This is a genomic window from Microbulbifer sp. Q7 (assembly GCF_001639145.1).
In the GTDB taxonomy this organism is placed as follows: Bacteria; Pseudomonadota; Gammaproteobacteria; order Pseudomonadales; family Cellvibrionaceae; genus Microbulbifer.
Genome location: NZ_LROY01000001.1, coordinates 1,378,070 through 1,393,469, shown reverse-complemented (window position 1 = coordinate 1,393,469; position 15,400 = coordinate 1,378,070). Strand labels below are relative to the sequence as shown.

General features: G+C 59.6%; 9 protein-coding genes. 3 read left to right on the top strand and 6 right to left on the bottom strand.

Features of this window, described 5'->3' with window-relative positions; all coding sequences use genetic code 11:
* Positions 1-93: 93 nt before the first annotated feature.
* The 5 genes from AU182_RS05660 to rluD form a co-directional block, all read right to left on the bottom strand.
* A complete protein-coding gene (locus AU182_RS05660) occupies positions 94-3,183 on the bottom strand; it encodes an efflux RND transporter permease subunit (protein ID WP_066961820.1) in 3,090 nt (1,029 codons plus the stop codon).
* A 27-nt stretch (positions 3,184-3,210) separates the two neighbouring features.
* Positions 3,211-4,407, bottom strand: a complete 1,197-nt coding sequence (locus AU182_RS05655) for an efflux RND transporter periplasmic adaptor subunit (RefSeq protein WP_066961817.1) — start codon at positions 4,405-4,407, stop codon at positions 3,211-3,213.
* Between the two features lie 178 nt (positions 4,408-4,585).
* A complete protein-coding gene (clpB, locus tag AU182_RS05650; RefSeq protein ID WP_066961814.1) occupies positions 4,586-7,192 on the bottom strand; it encodes an ATP-dependent chaperone ClpB in 2,607 nt (868 codons plus the stop codon).
* Positions 7,193-7,532: 340 nt separating this feature from the next.
* A complete protein-coding gene (gene pgeF / locus AU182_RS05645) occupies positions 7,533-8,294 on the bottom strand; it encodes a peptidoglycan editing factor PgeF (RefSeq protein WP_066961811.1) in 762 nt (253 codons plus the stop codon).
* A 30-nt stretch (positions 8,295-8,324) separates the two neighbouring features.
* The gene (gene rluD, locus AU182_RS05640) at positions 8,325-9,290 is read right to left on the bottom strand and encodes a 23S rRNA pseudouridine(1911/1915/1917) synthase RluD (RefSeq protein ID WP_066961808.1); all 966 of its coding nucleotides are present in this window, start codon (positions 9,288-9,290) and stop codon (positions 8,325-8,327) included.
* Between the two features lie 166 nt (positions 9,291-9,456).
* On the opposite strand from rluD, the gene AU182_RS05635 reads away from it, so the two are divergent.
* Positions 9,457-10,401 (top strand): outer membrane protein assembly factor BamD, encoded by a 945-nt coding sequence (locus AU182_RS05635; protein WP_193754295.1) that lies wholly within the window; start codon positions 9,457-9,459, stop codon positions 10,399-10,401.
* Between the two features lie 82 nt (positions 10,402-10,483).
* Here the strand turns inward: AU182_RS05635 and AU182_RS05630 are convergent, their stop codons facing one another.
* Positions 10,484-12,112 (bottom strand): NAD+ synthase, encoded by a 1,629-nt coding sequence (locus AU182_RS05630; RefSeq protein ID WP_066961805.1) that lies wholly within the window; start codon positions 12,110-12,112, stop codon positions 10,484-10,486.
* A gap of 147 nt (positions 12,113-12,259) precedes the next feature.
* Between AU182_RS05630 and AU182_RS05625 the strand changes: the two genes are divergently transcribed.
* On the top strand, positions 12,260-13,927 hold the full coding sequence (locus tag AU182_RS05625) for a PAS domain-containing sensor histidine kinase (protein WP_082859234.1): 1,668 nt from the start codon (positions 12,260-12,262) through the stop codon (positions 13,925-13,927).
* Positions 13,928-13,967: 40 nt separating this feature from the next.
* Positions 13,968-15,380 (top strand): sigma-54 dependent transcriptional regulator, encoded by a 1,413-nt coding sequence (locus tag AU182_RS05620; RefSeq protein ID WP_066961802.1) that lies wholly within the window; start codon positions 13,968-13,970, stop codon positions 15,378-15,380.
* The last annotated feature ends 20 nt before the right edge of the window (positions 15,381-15,400 follow it).

Genomic DNA, 15,400 nt, shown 5'->3' with positions numbered 1-15,400 from the left:
TCCTCACTGATATTTTTGCAACGTGAAGTGTAGACCAGGCATCAAGTCCGGTAGAGACAATGCACTTGCACCGCACATATCCCAGGCAACTCTTCATGTGTCCGAAGCCAGGCCGCCTTCACTGTGTGTGCCTGCCGCGCCAAAGTCGCGCCCCAGATAAAGATACATTGCCGGTACCACAAACAATGTAAACAGGGTGCCGATTGTCATCCCTGCGGCCACCACCAGCCCCATGGCAAACCGCGCTCCGCCACCCGGCCCGGCGGCAATCAACAGGGGCACCATGGCCAATACCAGTGACGCGGTCGTCATCAGGATCGGGCGCAGGCGAATACTCGACGCCTCTTCAATGGCTTCGCGTTTACTCCTGCCGCGCAGTTGCAGCTGATTGGCAAATTCCACAATCAGAATTCCGTGCTTGGAGATCACCCCGATCAGGGTCACCAGCCCCACCTGGGTATAGATGTTCAGTGTGGTCAGACCCAGACTGACGAAGATCATGGCCCCGCACACACTCATCGGCACCGTCACCAGCATGATGAGCGGATCCCGCCAGGATTCGAACTGGGCGGCGAGCACCAGGTAAATCACGATGAGCGCAAACGCAAACGTGAGTAGCAGATCCGACCCTTCATTCTTGTACTGGCGAGACTGACCGGAGTAATCCGTGGAATATTCTCTCGGCAGCACTTCCGCCGCGGCGGACTCCAGCACCGCCAGCGCCTCCCCCAGTGGAATGCCCGGTCGCGGCACGCCGGAAATGGTCACCGCGTTGAGCTGCTGGAAGCGTTTCAGCTGCTGGGGTTCCACGGTCTCCCGCAAACGCACCAGAGTCGACAGCGGCACCAGGGTCCCGTCCCCGGCGCGAATGTAGTACTGCTTGAGTTGATCCCCGCTGAGGCGATCTGCCCGCACCACCTGGGGAATCACCTTGTAGCTGCGGTTCTCCAGCGAGAAGCGGTTGGTGTAGGCGCCGGACATCATCGCCCCCAGTTCCCGCGCGACATCGGCCATGGTGACACCGATAGACGCCGCCTTATCGCGGTCAATCACCACCGACAGGCGAGGCTTATCCAGCTTCAGATCCGAGTCGAGAAAGATGAACTTCCGGCTCGCCAACGCCTTGCCCATGATTTCCTCGGCAAATCCGGCGAGGCTGGCAATGGGCTCGGTTGTTCCGATGACGAACTCCACCGGCAAATTACCACCGGCGGTGGGCAGGCTGGGTGGCACAAAGGTCGCTGTCTTAAGACCGGCAATTTGTGAGACCTCGCTGTTGATCAGCGCCTGCATTTCCTGCGTGTCTTTATCCCGCTTGTTCCAGGATGACAGCACAAAGCCGGCAATGGCACTGTTGCTACTGTCCCCGGAGCCGCCCACACCATTCAGCAGAAACAGGTTTTCCACTTCAGGATGACGGTCGCGCACGCCGTTGATTTCACTGGTGTACTGCTCGAGGTAGTCGATGGTGGCAAAGGAATCCGCCTTGGCAATCCCCAACACAAATCCGCGGTCTTCTTTCGGCTCCAGCTCGCTCGGGGATGTTATGAACAGGAAATAACAGCTGGCAAACACAATCATGCCGAAAATCAGGATCACCAGGCGATCATCCAGCGCGCCGTGCAGGCGCCGGCGGTAGCCGGACTCCAGCCTGTCCAGCCGCCCTTCCAGCCAGGCCTCCAGGCGATTACTGCGCTTGCCGTCCCGCGGGCGTAACACCCGCGCCGCCATCATCGGCGACAGGGTAAGCGCCACCACACCAGACAGCAGCACGGCGCCGGCCAGGGAAAAGGCAAACTCCACAAACAGTGTACCGGTCAGGCCGCCGAGAAAGCCGATGGGCAGATAAACCGCGATCAGGGTAGTGGTCATTGCCACAATCGGCCACGACAACTCGCGCGCACCCTGCAGCGCAGCATCCTGCGGCGTCATTCCCTCCTCGATATGCCGGTGCACGTTCTCCAGCACAATGATCGCATCATCCACCACGATGCCGATGGCCAGCACCATGGCCAACAAGGTAAGCAGGTTGATGGAAAAACCCATCAACAGCATGAGGAACAGGGCACCCACCAGCGACAGGGGCACCGCCAGGGCGGGAATGATTACACTGCGCAGGGAGCCCAGGAACAGGTAGATGACCACGATGACAATCAACACCGCCTCGGCGATGGTCTTGATCACCTCGTTAATGGAGTCCTGGATGTATTCGGTGCTGTCATAGGGAATATCGCCGATCATCCCCTCGGGCAGCTGTGGAAAAATCTCTCCATGCAGCTTTTCCCGCACCGCGGCAATCACATCCAGCGCATTGGCATCGGGTGCAACTTCGACCGCGACAAACGTCGCCGAACGCCCGTTAAAGGTTACCGAGGTGTCGTAAGACTCCGAGCCCAGCTCCACCTCGGCGACATCTTCAAGACGCACCAGCTGATCCCCATCGGCACGCACCACCAGCTTGCGAAATTCGGATTCTGACGCAATATCGGTATCCGCCCGAATATCGATGGCCACCATTGTGCCCTTGGTCTTGCCGACGGCGGCGAGCACATTGTTTTGACGCAGCGCGCTGCTCACATCACCGGGGGTGACCCCCTGTGCCGCCATGGCGTCCGGCCGCAACCAGATACGCATGGCAAAGGTGCGGTTTCCCAGTAATGTCGCGCGCTGCACGCCGGCAACCGTCGAAAGCTTGGGTTGCACCACGCGGGTGATGTAATCGGTGATCTCGTTGTTATCCAGGATCTCCGAGGAAAAAGACAGGTACATCGCGGCGATCGTCTCACCCACGGCGAGGTCGACCGTGGAATCCTCCGACTCCAGCGGCAGCTCATTGCGCAGCTTGTTAACCTTGGCCACAACCTGGGTGAGTACTTCGTTGGGATCGTAGTCGAGGCGCACGTACGCCTGAATCACCGACGCACCCTGTACGCTGGTGGAAACGATGTAATCGAGGCCATCGGCACTGGCGATTTCCTGCTCCAGCGGGGTGGTGATGAAACCCTGCACCAGGTCCGAATCCGCACCCACGTACACCGTAGTGACCGTGATGACCGCGTTTTCCAGTTCCGGATACTGCCGCACGTTCAATTCGGCCGCAGAGCGCAGGCCAAGCAGGAAAATAAACAGGCTGACTACACAGGCCAGTACCGGTTTGCGAATAAAGATATCGGTAAAATTCACACGGCATCCTTGCCAGATTCAGGGGCTCTAACGGTTATCTGGCTGTGGCGCCAATGCATCCGGTGGCGGATTCTCATTGTTAATGATCACCGCACCTTCGTTGCGTAACTTGAGCAGCCCACTGGTTGCCACCTGCTCACCGGCCGCTACCCCCTCGGTAATCTCGATCAGGTCGCCGCGCACCTCGCCGGTCTTCACAAACCGCTTGATGGCAATCCAGTCTGGAGGTGGGATTTCTTTTCCCTGGCGATTGATCGCGCCCGCGTTCGCTTTTTTCCAGGTGGCTTTGTCCGCTTTGCGAATAACAAAAATTGAATTGCCATAGGGCGCATAGCTGATTGCCGTGCGCGGCACCACAATCACGCTGCGGAAGTTTTCCACTTTCACGGAAACCTCCGCGAACATGCCCGGGCGCAACCGTCGCTCGCTGTTTTCCAGCGTCCCTTGTAAAACGAAGGTGCGGTTGCGCGGATCAACGGCGGGATTGATCGCGGTGATTTGACCAGAAAAGGCGTTATCCGGAACGGCGGTGACAGACAGGGCAATTTCCTGCCCTTGTTTTACCCGGGAGAAATCCTGCTCGGCGAGGGAGAAATCGACAAATATGGGCTGCAGTTGCTGCAGTGAGACCACCGCATCGCCAGGGGCAACGTTCTGTCCCAGGTCAATCTGGCGAATACCGAGCTGACCGGAAAAAGGGGCAATGATGGTGCGCTCGCGAATGGTGGCACGCTGCACTGCGAGGCTGGCCATTACCTGATCCAGGCTGGCTTGGGCCTGATCCAGTTCGCGCAGGGTCGCCACCCCTTTTTCGTACAACTCGGAAATGCGTTTGAAATCCCGCTGCGCCAGACGTTGCTCGGCTTCCAGCACTTCGATCTGCGCCGTCTCGGGCGCCGCGGCCAGCTCCGCAAGCACAGTACCCTTTTTTACTTCCTGACCGGATTCAAAATAGATGGCTTTGACTTCTCCCTGGGCCTGGGTCGTCACATCCACGCCATTAACCGCGCGCAGGCTGCCAACGGCGCTCAGGGTGTTCTGCCAGCGCTGCTGCTGTGCGGGAGCGGAGGTCACAGTAGCAGGCGGCAAAGCCATGTTGTCCAGTGCCTGGTTCATCATGGTCTTGCCAAAGAATTTGACACCGAAGATGCCGCCAAACACCAGCAGGCAGCCCAGCAGCATCCACAGCATGCGCCGGTTAAAAAACTGCCGTGCCAGTGCCATATATCAAATCCATTGGGGCGTAAGTACTTCGTTTCCTTGCAGGTGGCGGAGGCGCTACCGGGGAGCAACTTGTGAGACACGCCGTAAACCCATCCCTGGGGGCTCTGCAAAAACATCCTGTTTTTGAAGGTCTCACAAGTTGCTACCCGATACCGCCACCTTCACAACTTCCTTCGAGCTACTTTTCAAAAACCGGTTTATCCCCTTCCAATGTCGCGTGAATGGTATCACCGGGTACGAATTTTCCGGAGAGCACATCCTGGGCCAGGGGGTTTTCCAACCACATCTGGATGGCACGCTTCAGCGGCCGCGCACCGTATACCGGGTCGAACCCCACATCGGCCAGCTTGTTCAGCAGCTCTTCGGATATCTCGAACTTGAGATCCCGGTCCGCCAGGCGATTGCGCAGGTTCTGCAGCTGTATCTCTGCAATCGAGCGCACTTCGGCGCGGTCCAGCGGGTGGAACACCACCACTTCGTCGATGCGGTTGATAAACTCGGGGCGGAAGTGCGTGCCCACGACATCCATCACCGCAGCCTTCATCTGGCGGTAGTGGATTTCGCTGTCCACTTCGTCATCGTCCTTGGCGCTGGCGTATTTCTGGATCAGATCCGAGCCCAGATTCGACGTCATCACCACAACGGTGTTGCGGAAGTCCACGGTGCGCCCTTGGCCATCGGTCAGGCGGCCATCTTCCAGTACCTGCAGCAGAATGTTGAAAACATCCGGGTGGGCTTTTTCCACTTCGTCCAGCAGCAGTACCGAATAGGGTTTACGGCGCACCGCCTCGGTGAGATAGCCACCTTCCTCATACCCCACATAACCGGGAGGCGCGCCGATCAGGCGCGCGACCGAGTGCTTTTCCATAAACTCGGACATGTCGATGCGCACCATGGCGTCTTCGGTATCAAACAGGAATTCTGCCAACGCCTTGCACAACTCCGTCTTGCCGACACCGGTGGGGCCGAGGAACAGGAAGGAGCCATTGGGCCGGTTGGGATCCGCAAGCCCGGCGCGAGAACGGCGCACGGCGTTGGACACCGCCACCACGGCTTCATCCTGACCGATTACCCGGTCGTGCAGAGCACCTTCCATTTTCAGCAACTTCTCGCGCTCACCTTCGAGCATTTTTGACACCGGGATACCGGTCCAGCGGGAAACCACCTCAGCCACTTCCTCGTCGGTGACACGATTGCGCAGCAGCTGGTTGTCACTGGTATCACTGGTGTCCGATGCCAGTTTCAGCTGCTGTTCCAGCTGGGGAATCACACCGTACTGGATCTCGGACATCCGCGTCAGGTCCCCCGCGCGGCGCGCCGCATCCATGTCCAGCTTGGCCTGTTCCAGTTTGTTCTTGACGTCGGCGCTACCGGCAAGCTTGGCTTTTTCCGCCTTCCAGATTTCCTCCAGGTCGGCATATTCCTTTTCGATACCGTCGATGTCTTGCTCGAGCTTTTCCAGGCGTTTTTTAGCGGCTTCGTCGTCCTTGTCTTTTTTCACCGCTTCCCGCTCGATCTTGAGCTGAATCAGGCGGCGCTCCAGCTTGTCCATTTCCTCTGGCTTGGAGTCGATTTCCATGCGAATACGGCTGGCGGCCTCGTCGATCAGGTCGATGGCCTTGTCCGGCAACTGGCGGTCGGTAATGTAACGCTGCGACAGCTTGGTGGCAGCGATGATGGCGGAGTCGGTGATGTCCACGCCATGGTGCACCTCATAGCGCTCCTTGAGGCCACGCAGAATTGCGATGGTATCTTCCTCACTGGGCTCATCGACCAGTACTTTCTGGAAGCGCCGCTCCAGTGCTGCATCTTTCTCGATGTACTGGCGGTATTCATTCAGGGTGGTCGCGCCCACGCAATGCAGCTCACCGCGTGCCAGCGCGGGCTTGAGCATATTGCCCGCATCCATGGCCCCTTCCGCCTTGCCGGCGCCGACCATGGTGTGCAATTCGTCGATGAACAGGATGACGCGCCCCTCCTGTTTGGAGAGCTCGTTCAGTACCGCTTTCAGGCGCTCTTCGAATTCACCACGAAACTTGGCACCCGCCAGCAGCGATCCGAGATCGAGAGAAAGCAGGCGCTTGTCTTTCAACCCTTCGGGGACTTCGCCATTGACGATGCGCTGGGCCAGGCCTTCCACGATGGCGGTTTTACCCACACCAGGCTCACCGATCAGTACCGGATTATTTTTGGTGCGACGCTGCAACACCTGAATAGTGCGGCGAATTTCGTCATCGCGGCCAATCACCGGATCCAGTTTGCCCGCTTCCGCGCGGGCGGTCAGGTCCATGGTGTATTTATCCAGGGCCTGGCGCGCCTCTTCCGCCTGCGGGTCGTTGACCTTTTCATCGCCGCGGATTTTGGTAATGGCGTCCTGCAGATGCTTCAGGTCACCATGCGCGTTCAGGATTTTAGAAACCTCGCCGGCGGCAGGGTCGAAGGCCGCGAGTAAAACCGTTTCGCTGGCGATAAAACTGTCGCCGTGTTTCTGTGCTTTTTTGTCCGCCAGGTTAAACAGCCGCATCAGCTCCTGGGACATGCCTACATCGCCGGTGGGCGTTCCCACGGTTGGCAGGCTGTCGAGACGCTTGGCCAAATCGTTGCGCAGGCCGTTGATATTGAAGCCGGCCTGATTCAGAAAGGCGGTAACACTGCCATTGGACTGGTCGAGCAGTGCCTGCAGCAAATGTTCGGGATAAATCTGGTTGTGGTCGCGCCCGACAGCAATCGATTGTGCGTCAGCAATGGCGGCCTGTAGGGGGTTGGTCATCCGGTCGATGCGCATGGTGCAGTTGCCCTCTCCTGATCATTGACGCGTCGCCAAAAGGAAGAAGCGACGCGCGGAAACACAATGACGAATACATTCTAGTGCTGATCTTTAATTTGCGGGCAAGCGGCGGGTTTTCAAGCTTTGTTGGTTTTCTGCCCCGAAGCAGGTGAAGTGGCGAAGCTACGGGCTAGAGGGTGAAGGCCAAGCGCTGGGGATGGGGTTTCAGGATCGTCGGCAACAGGGATGTTGCCGACGAAGCGTACAGGGATGTATTCACAGCGGTCCTGAAACCCCATCCCCAGTGATTGGCCGCCACCGGACCAACTTCTGAGCTGGAACCCCAGAACCCAAATGATTACTCGAACCAAATCAAAGACGCCATACGCCCGGTATCCCCATCCCGACGGTAGGAGAAAAAGTCCGCTTCTTCGGTAACGGTGCAACGGTCGCCACCCGATACCTGCGTCACCCCCAGCTCAGCCAGTTCGGCGCGACCGAGGGCGTAGATATCCGCCAGGAAGTGCAGTGGCTTTTGCGTGTGCGGAACGAAGCACCTGGCGATGGCCGCCGCATGGGACTCACTGATGGACGATTCGAACGCCGCTTCCAGCACGTCCACACCACATTCGAACGCCTCGGGACCGATGGCCGGGCCAAGCCAAACCAGCAGGTCCTCGGGCGCACTGGACATGGCGGCAATGGTTTCGCGAATCACACCGCCGGTCAGGCCGCGCCAGCCCGCATGGATTGCGGCCACTTCAGAGCCCTCGCGATTGCACAGCAACAGCGGCAGGCAGTCTGCGGTCAGTACGGCACAGACGATGCCCGTCTCTGCGGTGAAACTCGCGTCTGCGGTGCGTATCTTGCCGTCGCTGTGCGCCTGCACCACTTTGTCACTGTGGATCTGTTCCAGCCACTGCGGGGCATTGGGTAGATTCAGCTCTTGCTGTAGCTGGCTGCGGTTGGCGGCCACCGCCGCGGCATCATCCCCGACATGGTCGGCGAGATTGAACCCGCGGTAGGCGCCCTCGCTGTGGCCACCCGCGCGCAAGGTGGTACATGCGCGCACGTTGGCGGGTGCAGGCCAGTCCGGTTTGAGATAGTGGTCAGCAGCCATGGGCAGTCCTGTGTAATCCTGGGCTTCGATTCAGAGGTTGTCGGCACGTAACAGCGCGAGCAGCCGCAGCATATCCTCCGGCATGGTCGCCGACCAGTGCATGGTCTCGGCGGTCACCGGATGGATGAGGGCCAGCTCGGCCGCATGCAACGCTTGCCGGGGGAATTGCTGCAGCGCTTCAATCAGTTCCGGCTCTGCCCCGGCGGGCAATTTGTTGCGCCCGCCATACAGCGGATCCCCCACCAGCGGATGACGGATATGCGCCATGTGCACCCGAATCTGGTGGGTGCGACCGGTTTCCAGCTGGCAGCGCACCAGGGTGTGACCGCGAAAGCGCTCCTGCAGGCGATAGTGAGTAATCGCTTCCTTCGCACCGCCCATGCCCGCATTGGGCAACACGGCCATTTTCAGTCGATGGGTGCGATGGCGGCCCATCGGCGCCTTAATGGTGCCACCGCCACTCAAGGTGCCATGCACGATGGCATCGTACTGGCGGCTCACAGACCGGGCCTTGAGTTGATCCACCAGGTCCGCTTGCGCCTGCAGGGTTTTCGCCACCACCATCAGGCCACTGGTGTCCTTGTCCAGCCGGTGCACAATGCCCGCCCGGGGGATGTTCTGCTGTCCCGCGCAGTGGGCGAGCAGACCGTTGAGCAGCGTGCCGTCCGGATTACCCGCCGCCGGGTGGACCACCAGCCCCGCAGGCTTGTTGACCACCAGCAGGCTGTCGTCTTCATAGACAATATCCAGGTCCATCGCCTGGGCCTGCCACTCCCCTTGGGGCTCCAGTTGAGCGCGCAACTGCAGCTGCTCACCACCGTAAAGCTTGTCCTTGGGCTTGCCAGAACGCCCGTCAACCGTGAGTTGGCCGCCTTTTATCCAGCTCTGCAGGCGGGCGCGGGAATAATCAGGGATCAAATCCGCTGCGATCTGGTCAAACCGTTGCCCGGCATACTCTGCCGGCACTTGAATATCGAGATGTATTTGATTGCTCATCCGAGAGGGTCTAGTGTCCTGTAACGCAATAATAATGGTTGCCAACAGGGCGCTGGCGCTTTGGGCTGGCGGGACGCTGTGGTTAAATAGCTGCCCTTCGGCCCCCGGTGAATTTTGGGCGGCTAGTTTAATAAGGTTGAGACAAATAATGATAGAGCGAGGGGCGATGTGGTCCTGGAATAATCAGGCCTGGAAAACGCTGTTGCTGGCAATGCTGGCTGTTTTGGTGGCCTCCTGTGCCAGTACGGATGAAGAGGAAGCGGGATTGCCGTCCGGCAACCGCACCGAACAGGCCTTCTATGAAGCTGCCCAGCGGCAGCTGAAATCCAGCCAGTGGGAGCTGGCGATCAAGAACCTGCGGGCCCTGGAAGACAACTTCCCCTTCGGCAACTACGCCGAACAGGCCCAGCTGGAGCTGATCTATGCCTACTACCGCGACTACCAGAACGATGCGGCCATTTCTGCAGCGGATCGTTTTATCCGCCTGCACCCGCAGCATCGCAACGTGGATTACGCCTATTACATGAAGGGGCTGGCCTCGTTTACTGAGGGCAGCGGGCTGTTCGAACGCTTTTTGCCCACCGACATGACCCGCCGCGACCCGGGCTCGGCGCGGGAATCCTTTGCCTACTTTGCCCAGCTGATGGCGCGCTACCCGGAAAGTCGCTACGCGCCTGACGCCCAGAAGCGCATGATCCACCTGCGCAACCTGCTGGCGCGCTATGAAATTCATGTGGCCAACTACTACTTCAAGCGCAATGCGTATCTCGCCGCCGCCAACCGCGGTCGCTTTGTGGTTGAAAACTTCCAACAGACCCCGGCCGTACCCGATGCGCTGGCGGTGATGGTGCAGTCTTATCGCCTGCTGGAAATGCCACAGCTTGAATCAACCTCCCTCGCGGTGCTGCGCACCAACTACCCGCATCACCCGGCATTCCGCGACGACGGCAGTTTCAACTACAAGTACTTCGCCGGAGCCAGCGGTCGCAGCTTTATTCACCGCATCACCCTGGGCCTGTTTGAAAAATCAGATCCCCGTGGTTTCGATAGCCGCGAGCTGTACAACGCCGAGTACCGCCCGCAGGATGCGCCGCTGCCACCAGAGCTTTGACTCTGGGGCTCTGCAGCCCAACAAAAAAAGGCCCCGCTGAGCAATCAGCGGGGCCTTTTTTTGTTGGCGGAGAGTGCGCGGCTTACTCGCCGGCCTTCCATCCATTGGTGATCGGGTAACGCCGGTCGCGCCCGAACCCACGCTCGGAGATTCGCACCCCCACCGCCGCCTGACGGCGCTTGTATTCGTTGCGATCCACCAGGCGTACCACACGCATCACCGTGGCCTCATCGAACCCCCGACCGATGATATAGGCCGCGCTGTGGTCCTCATCGATGTACAGGCTCAGGATTTCATCCAACACCTCGTAGGGGGGCAGACTGTCGGAATCCACCTGGTCCGGTGCCAGCTCGGCACTGGGCTCGCGGGTTATCACCGTCTCCGGAATCACCTCGGATACCGAGTTGCGGTAACGGGACAGCGCGTAAACCAGTACCTTGGGCACGTCTTTCAGTGCGTTGTAGCCGCCCACCATATCGCCGTACAGGGTGGCATAACCCACCGCCATCTCACTCTTGTTCCCGGTGGTCAGGACCATAAAGCCTTTCTTGTTGGAAATGGCCATCAGTAGCATGCCGCGGGCACGTGCCTGCAGGTTTTCCTCGGTGGTATCCCGCTCGCTTCCCTCAAATTCCTTGGCCAGCGCAGCCATGGCCGCATCAAAGATGCCCTCGATACCAATGACACGGTAGTGGATACCCAGGCGCCGGGCCTGATCCGCCGCATCGTTTTTGGACAGGTCCGAAGTGTAGCGGAACGGCATCATCACCGCTTCCACCCGATCCGGGCCCAGCGCATCCACCGCAATCGCCAGCGTCAGGGCCGAATCGATACCCCCAGAAAGGCCGAGGACGACACCCTTGAAGCCATTCTTATTCACATAGTCCCGCACACCCAGTACCAGCGCCTGATAGACCGACGCCAGCGCTGGCAGGGGTTCGGCGTCATTGCCCGCGGCAAGGCGTACCTCGCCTTCTTCCGCCTGCACGGTGATCGGCAGCAGGCTCTCCACAAACTCCGGCGCCCGTCCGCACAGGCTGCCATCCTTGCCTACCGCAAAGGAGCCGCCGTCGAACACCAGCTCATCTTGCCCACCCACGGAATTGACGTACAAGATGGGCATATCCCCCGCCTGCGCCTGACGCCCCAGCAGCGCCAGCCGCTCCTGCGCCTTGCCCCGGTGGAACGGCGATGCATTGATATTCAACATCAGTTTGGCCCCGGCGCGCCGAGCCTGCGCCACGGGTTCCGGATGCCAGATGTCCTCGCAGATGGTGATGGCGGTCGGTATGCCCTTGATGTCCACCACGCAGGGCTGATCACCGGGGATGAAGTAACGCAGTTCGTCAAACACCTGGTAATTGGGGAGTTTTTGCTTGGCGTATTCGGCCATCAGCTCGCCCCCCTGTATCAGTCCCGCCATATTCAGCACGGCACCCGCCACAACACGCGGGTAACCCACCAGTACCGCGCACGGCAGGTCTGCCTCTTGTAGCGTTTTCAGGGCGGCGTCGATACGCTTCTGCATGCTGGGGCGCAGCAGCAGGTCCTCCGGGGGGTAACCGCACAGGGTCAGTTCCGGAAACAACACCAGGTCTGCGTCGTGCTCGCGGTGCGCGCGGCGGGCGATTTCGACCACCTGGTCGGCATTGCCGGGAATATCCCCCACCATTAGATTGATTTGCGCCAGCACTAGCTGCAAAGTAGACATCCTATTACCCCGTTGATCTGAGGCGGCTATTGTAGCCACGCCGCCCGGGGGCACAACATCTGCCCGGCAACGGCCCGGTGTTTTGCGCCGGCGAAGCCCTGAAAATAACAGCGTATACAACAGCGCACATAAAAAAGAGAACGAAAAGTGAGCAGCCAGACGGTATTCGATGCTGCGATACCCCCAGACACAGACGCCAGTAGCGCCCCCTCTGAGTCGGCAACGCTTGCCGGACGTGACCTTCCCCGTCCTCGGTTACGGCAGCGAGAGCTGCTCAAGCTGTACGCCTGGTATCGGGTGGTCATCGCACTTGTACTGCTCGGGCTCTTCGCCTCGGGCATCAGTCGCGGCACCGTCGGCACCCTTTCCCCGGCGCTGTACCTGAACACCGCCATCACCTACGCGGTGGTCAATATCGCGTGGCTTCTGTTCCTTTACCCGAGCCGCTTCCTGACTACCCCGCTGCGGATCGGCAGTATCCTCGCCTGTGACATCCTCGCCTTTCTGCTGTTGATCCAGGCCAGTGGCGGACTCAATTCGGGTATCGGCTACTTGCTGTTGACCACCTGCGCGGTCGGCTCACTGCTGCTGGACCGGCGCATGGGCGCTTTTCTCGCGGCCATCGCCAGCATCGCCGTCATCGCCCAGCAGCTCTACGGCATTCTCGACGGCCAGGCAGATACCCAAGACATTGTCTCGGCCGGCAGCCTCGGCATTCTCCTGTTTACCTCAGTGGCTGCGCTCCAGTACCTTTCCGCCCACATTCGGCTTGCGAATGAAAAAGCCGCACAGGAGCGGCGGCAGGCGGCACGCCTGCAACGCCTTACCCAGCAGATCGTGGCACAGATGCGCACCGGAGTGATGGTACTCAACGGTCACGGCGAGGCCGAACTGGTCAACCGCGCCGCGCAGCAGCTTCTCGGCAAACAGCGCCTGGATAATGGAAAACTGGACGGAGACCTGCTGCTCAACCTGATCGAATTGCGACTGCAGTCCGGATCTACCAGTGGGGTGATAAAGGGCGCGGGACACAGTGAGCTGCGCGCGAGCGTGACTCCCCTCACCGACGATACCAGCGAGAGCACACTGGTATTTTTGGAAGACAACCGCAAGCTCACCCAGCAGGCCCAGCAACTGAAGCTGGCATCGCTGGGGCGATTGACCGGCTCCATTGCCCACGAGGTACGGAACCCACTCAGCGCCATCAACCACGCGGCCGAGCTGCTCGCGGAATCCCCTTCCATTTCCGGAGAGGATCAGCTACTCAGCGAAATCATCAGCCGTCACAGCAAGCGGGTGAACCAGATCATCGAAAACGTGATGCAGCTGTCCCGACGCCAGACACCGCGGACACAGCTGCTGGACCTGTGTGAGTGGGCAAAAAATTTCCTCAACGAGTTTCAAAAAGAAACCGGCGAGCACTACACCATCGCCCTGCAATGCCCGGACCAGCCCGTGCCTGCACGCTTCGATCCTGACCAGATGGCCCAGGTGGCCACCAACCTTTGCAACAATGCTGTACGCCACTCGCACAATGCAACCGGTCACTATTCCGCACAAATTATCGTCCGTTTCAATAGCAGCCGGCAGTGTGCGGAAATGGATTTCGTGGACAACGGGATTGGGGTAGCGGAAGAGCATTCCGACAAAATCTTTGAGCCCTTCTTCACAACCGAGCCTACCGGCGCCGGCCTGGGCCTGTATATCGCGCGGGAATTGTGCGAATCTACTCGCGCCAACCTTTACTATTGCCGAACCCGGGAAAAGCTCAGCTGCTTCCGCATCGAGTTCGCCAATGCGGAACAAATTTTTTAATAAACCTGCAGCTTGCCGATCAAAGATAACGCCTAACAATATGACCGATCGTCAACCCATCGCCCTGGTCGTCGACGACGAACCAGACATTTGCGACCTGATTTCAATGACACTGCGCCGTATGCACGTGCGCACGGATATCGCCATGTCCGTTGCCGAGGCACGGAGGAGAATCGCCGAGAAGTCCTACGATTTTTGTCTCACGGACATGCGCCTACCCGACGGGGATGGCCTCGAACTGGTCGAAGTCATTCAGGACCTGCCCAAGGACCGGTCTTATCCGGTCGCCGTGATTACCGCGCATGGCAACATGGACACGGCCATTGCCGCGCTCAAGTTGGGCGCCTTCGATTTTGTCAGCAAGCCCGTCAACCTGGAGCGCTTGCGTGCCCTCGTGCTCCTGGCCCTTCGGCTGGGAGAGGATCGCTTCTTCCAAACCCAGGAATTCCCGCCGCTGCTTCAGGGCCAGTCCTCCGCGGTGCGCACACTGCGCACAACCATTGAGAAAGTGGCACGAAGCGACGCACCGGTACACTTGCAGGGGCCGCCGGGCTCAGGCAAGGAGCTCACCGCCCGCTGTATTCACGACCTGGGTCCGCGTGCAGAACAGCCCTTTATCGCCGTGCACTGCTCGACGATCCCGCAGGAAGCGTTCGAACACACATTATTCGGCAGCAACACCGCCGGCAACGAAAATCCGGGCCTGTTGCAGTCTGCCAACGGCGGCACCTTGTTTCTCGACGAAATCACCGCATTGCCAAAGGACATTCAGGTCAAACTACTGCGGATCATTGAGGAAAAGCGCTTCCACGCCGTCGGAGATCATCAGCCGCAGGCACTGAACATCCGGCTAATCAGTAGCGCGGAGAAACAACTTGCCGCAGCAACCCGCAGTGGCGATTTCCGCAGCGACCTCTTTTTCCGCATTAATGTGATCGAGCTGACAGTCCCGGCCCTGCGGGAGAGAAAAGAAGACATTCCATTACTCGCCCGCTATCTGCTGCGCCGAATCACCGAGGGTACGCCCGGCGCTGCGCCCAGAGCCAGTCAGGACGCGGTGACCGCTCTCCAGGCATACCCCTTTCCAGGAAACCTGCGCGAGCTGGAAAATATCCTGGAGCGCGCGCTCACTCTCTGCGAATCGAACACCATCAGCGCGGGTGACCTGATACTGACCGGCGAACCGCCGCTTTCCCAGGCAGGCGGCCACACCGCACATCCCGTGCAGCCGGGTATACCACTCGCGGCCCAGCCCGATACCTGCTACCCGGGCCAGTTTGACGCGGCCGATTACGACACGCTGGATGACTTTCTCCAGACCATCGAGCGCGAAGCGATCGAGTCGGCACTGAATGAAACCCGCGGCAACAAGACCGCCGCGGCGGAAAAACTGGGGATCAGCTTTCGGTCTCTGCGCTACCGTCTCAAAAAACTGGGGCTGGAAAGCGAATAACCCGGCATAAGCCGGGTTAT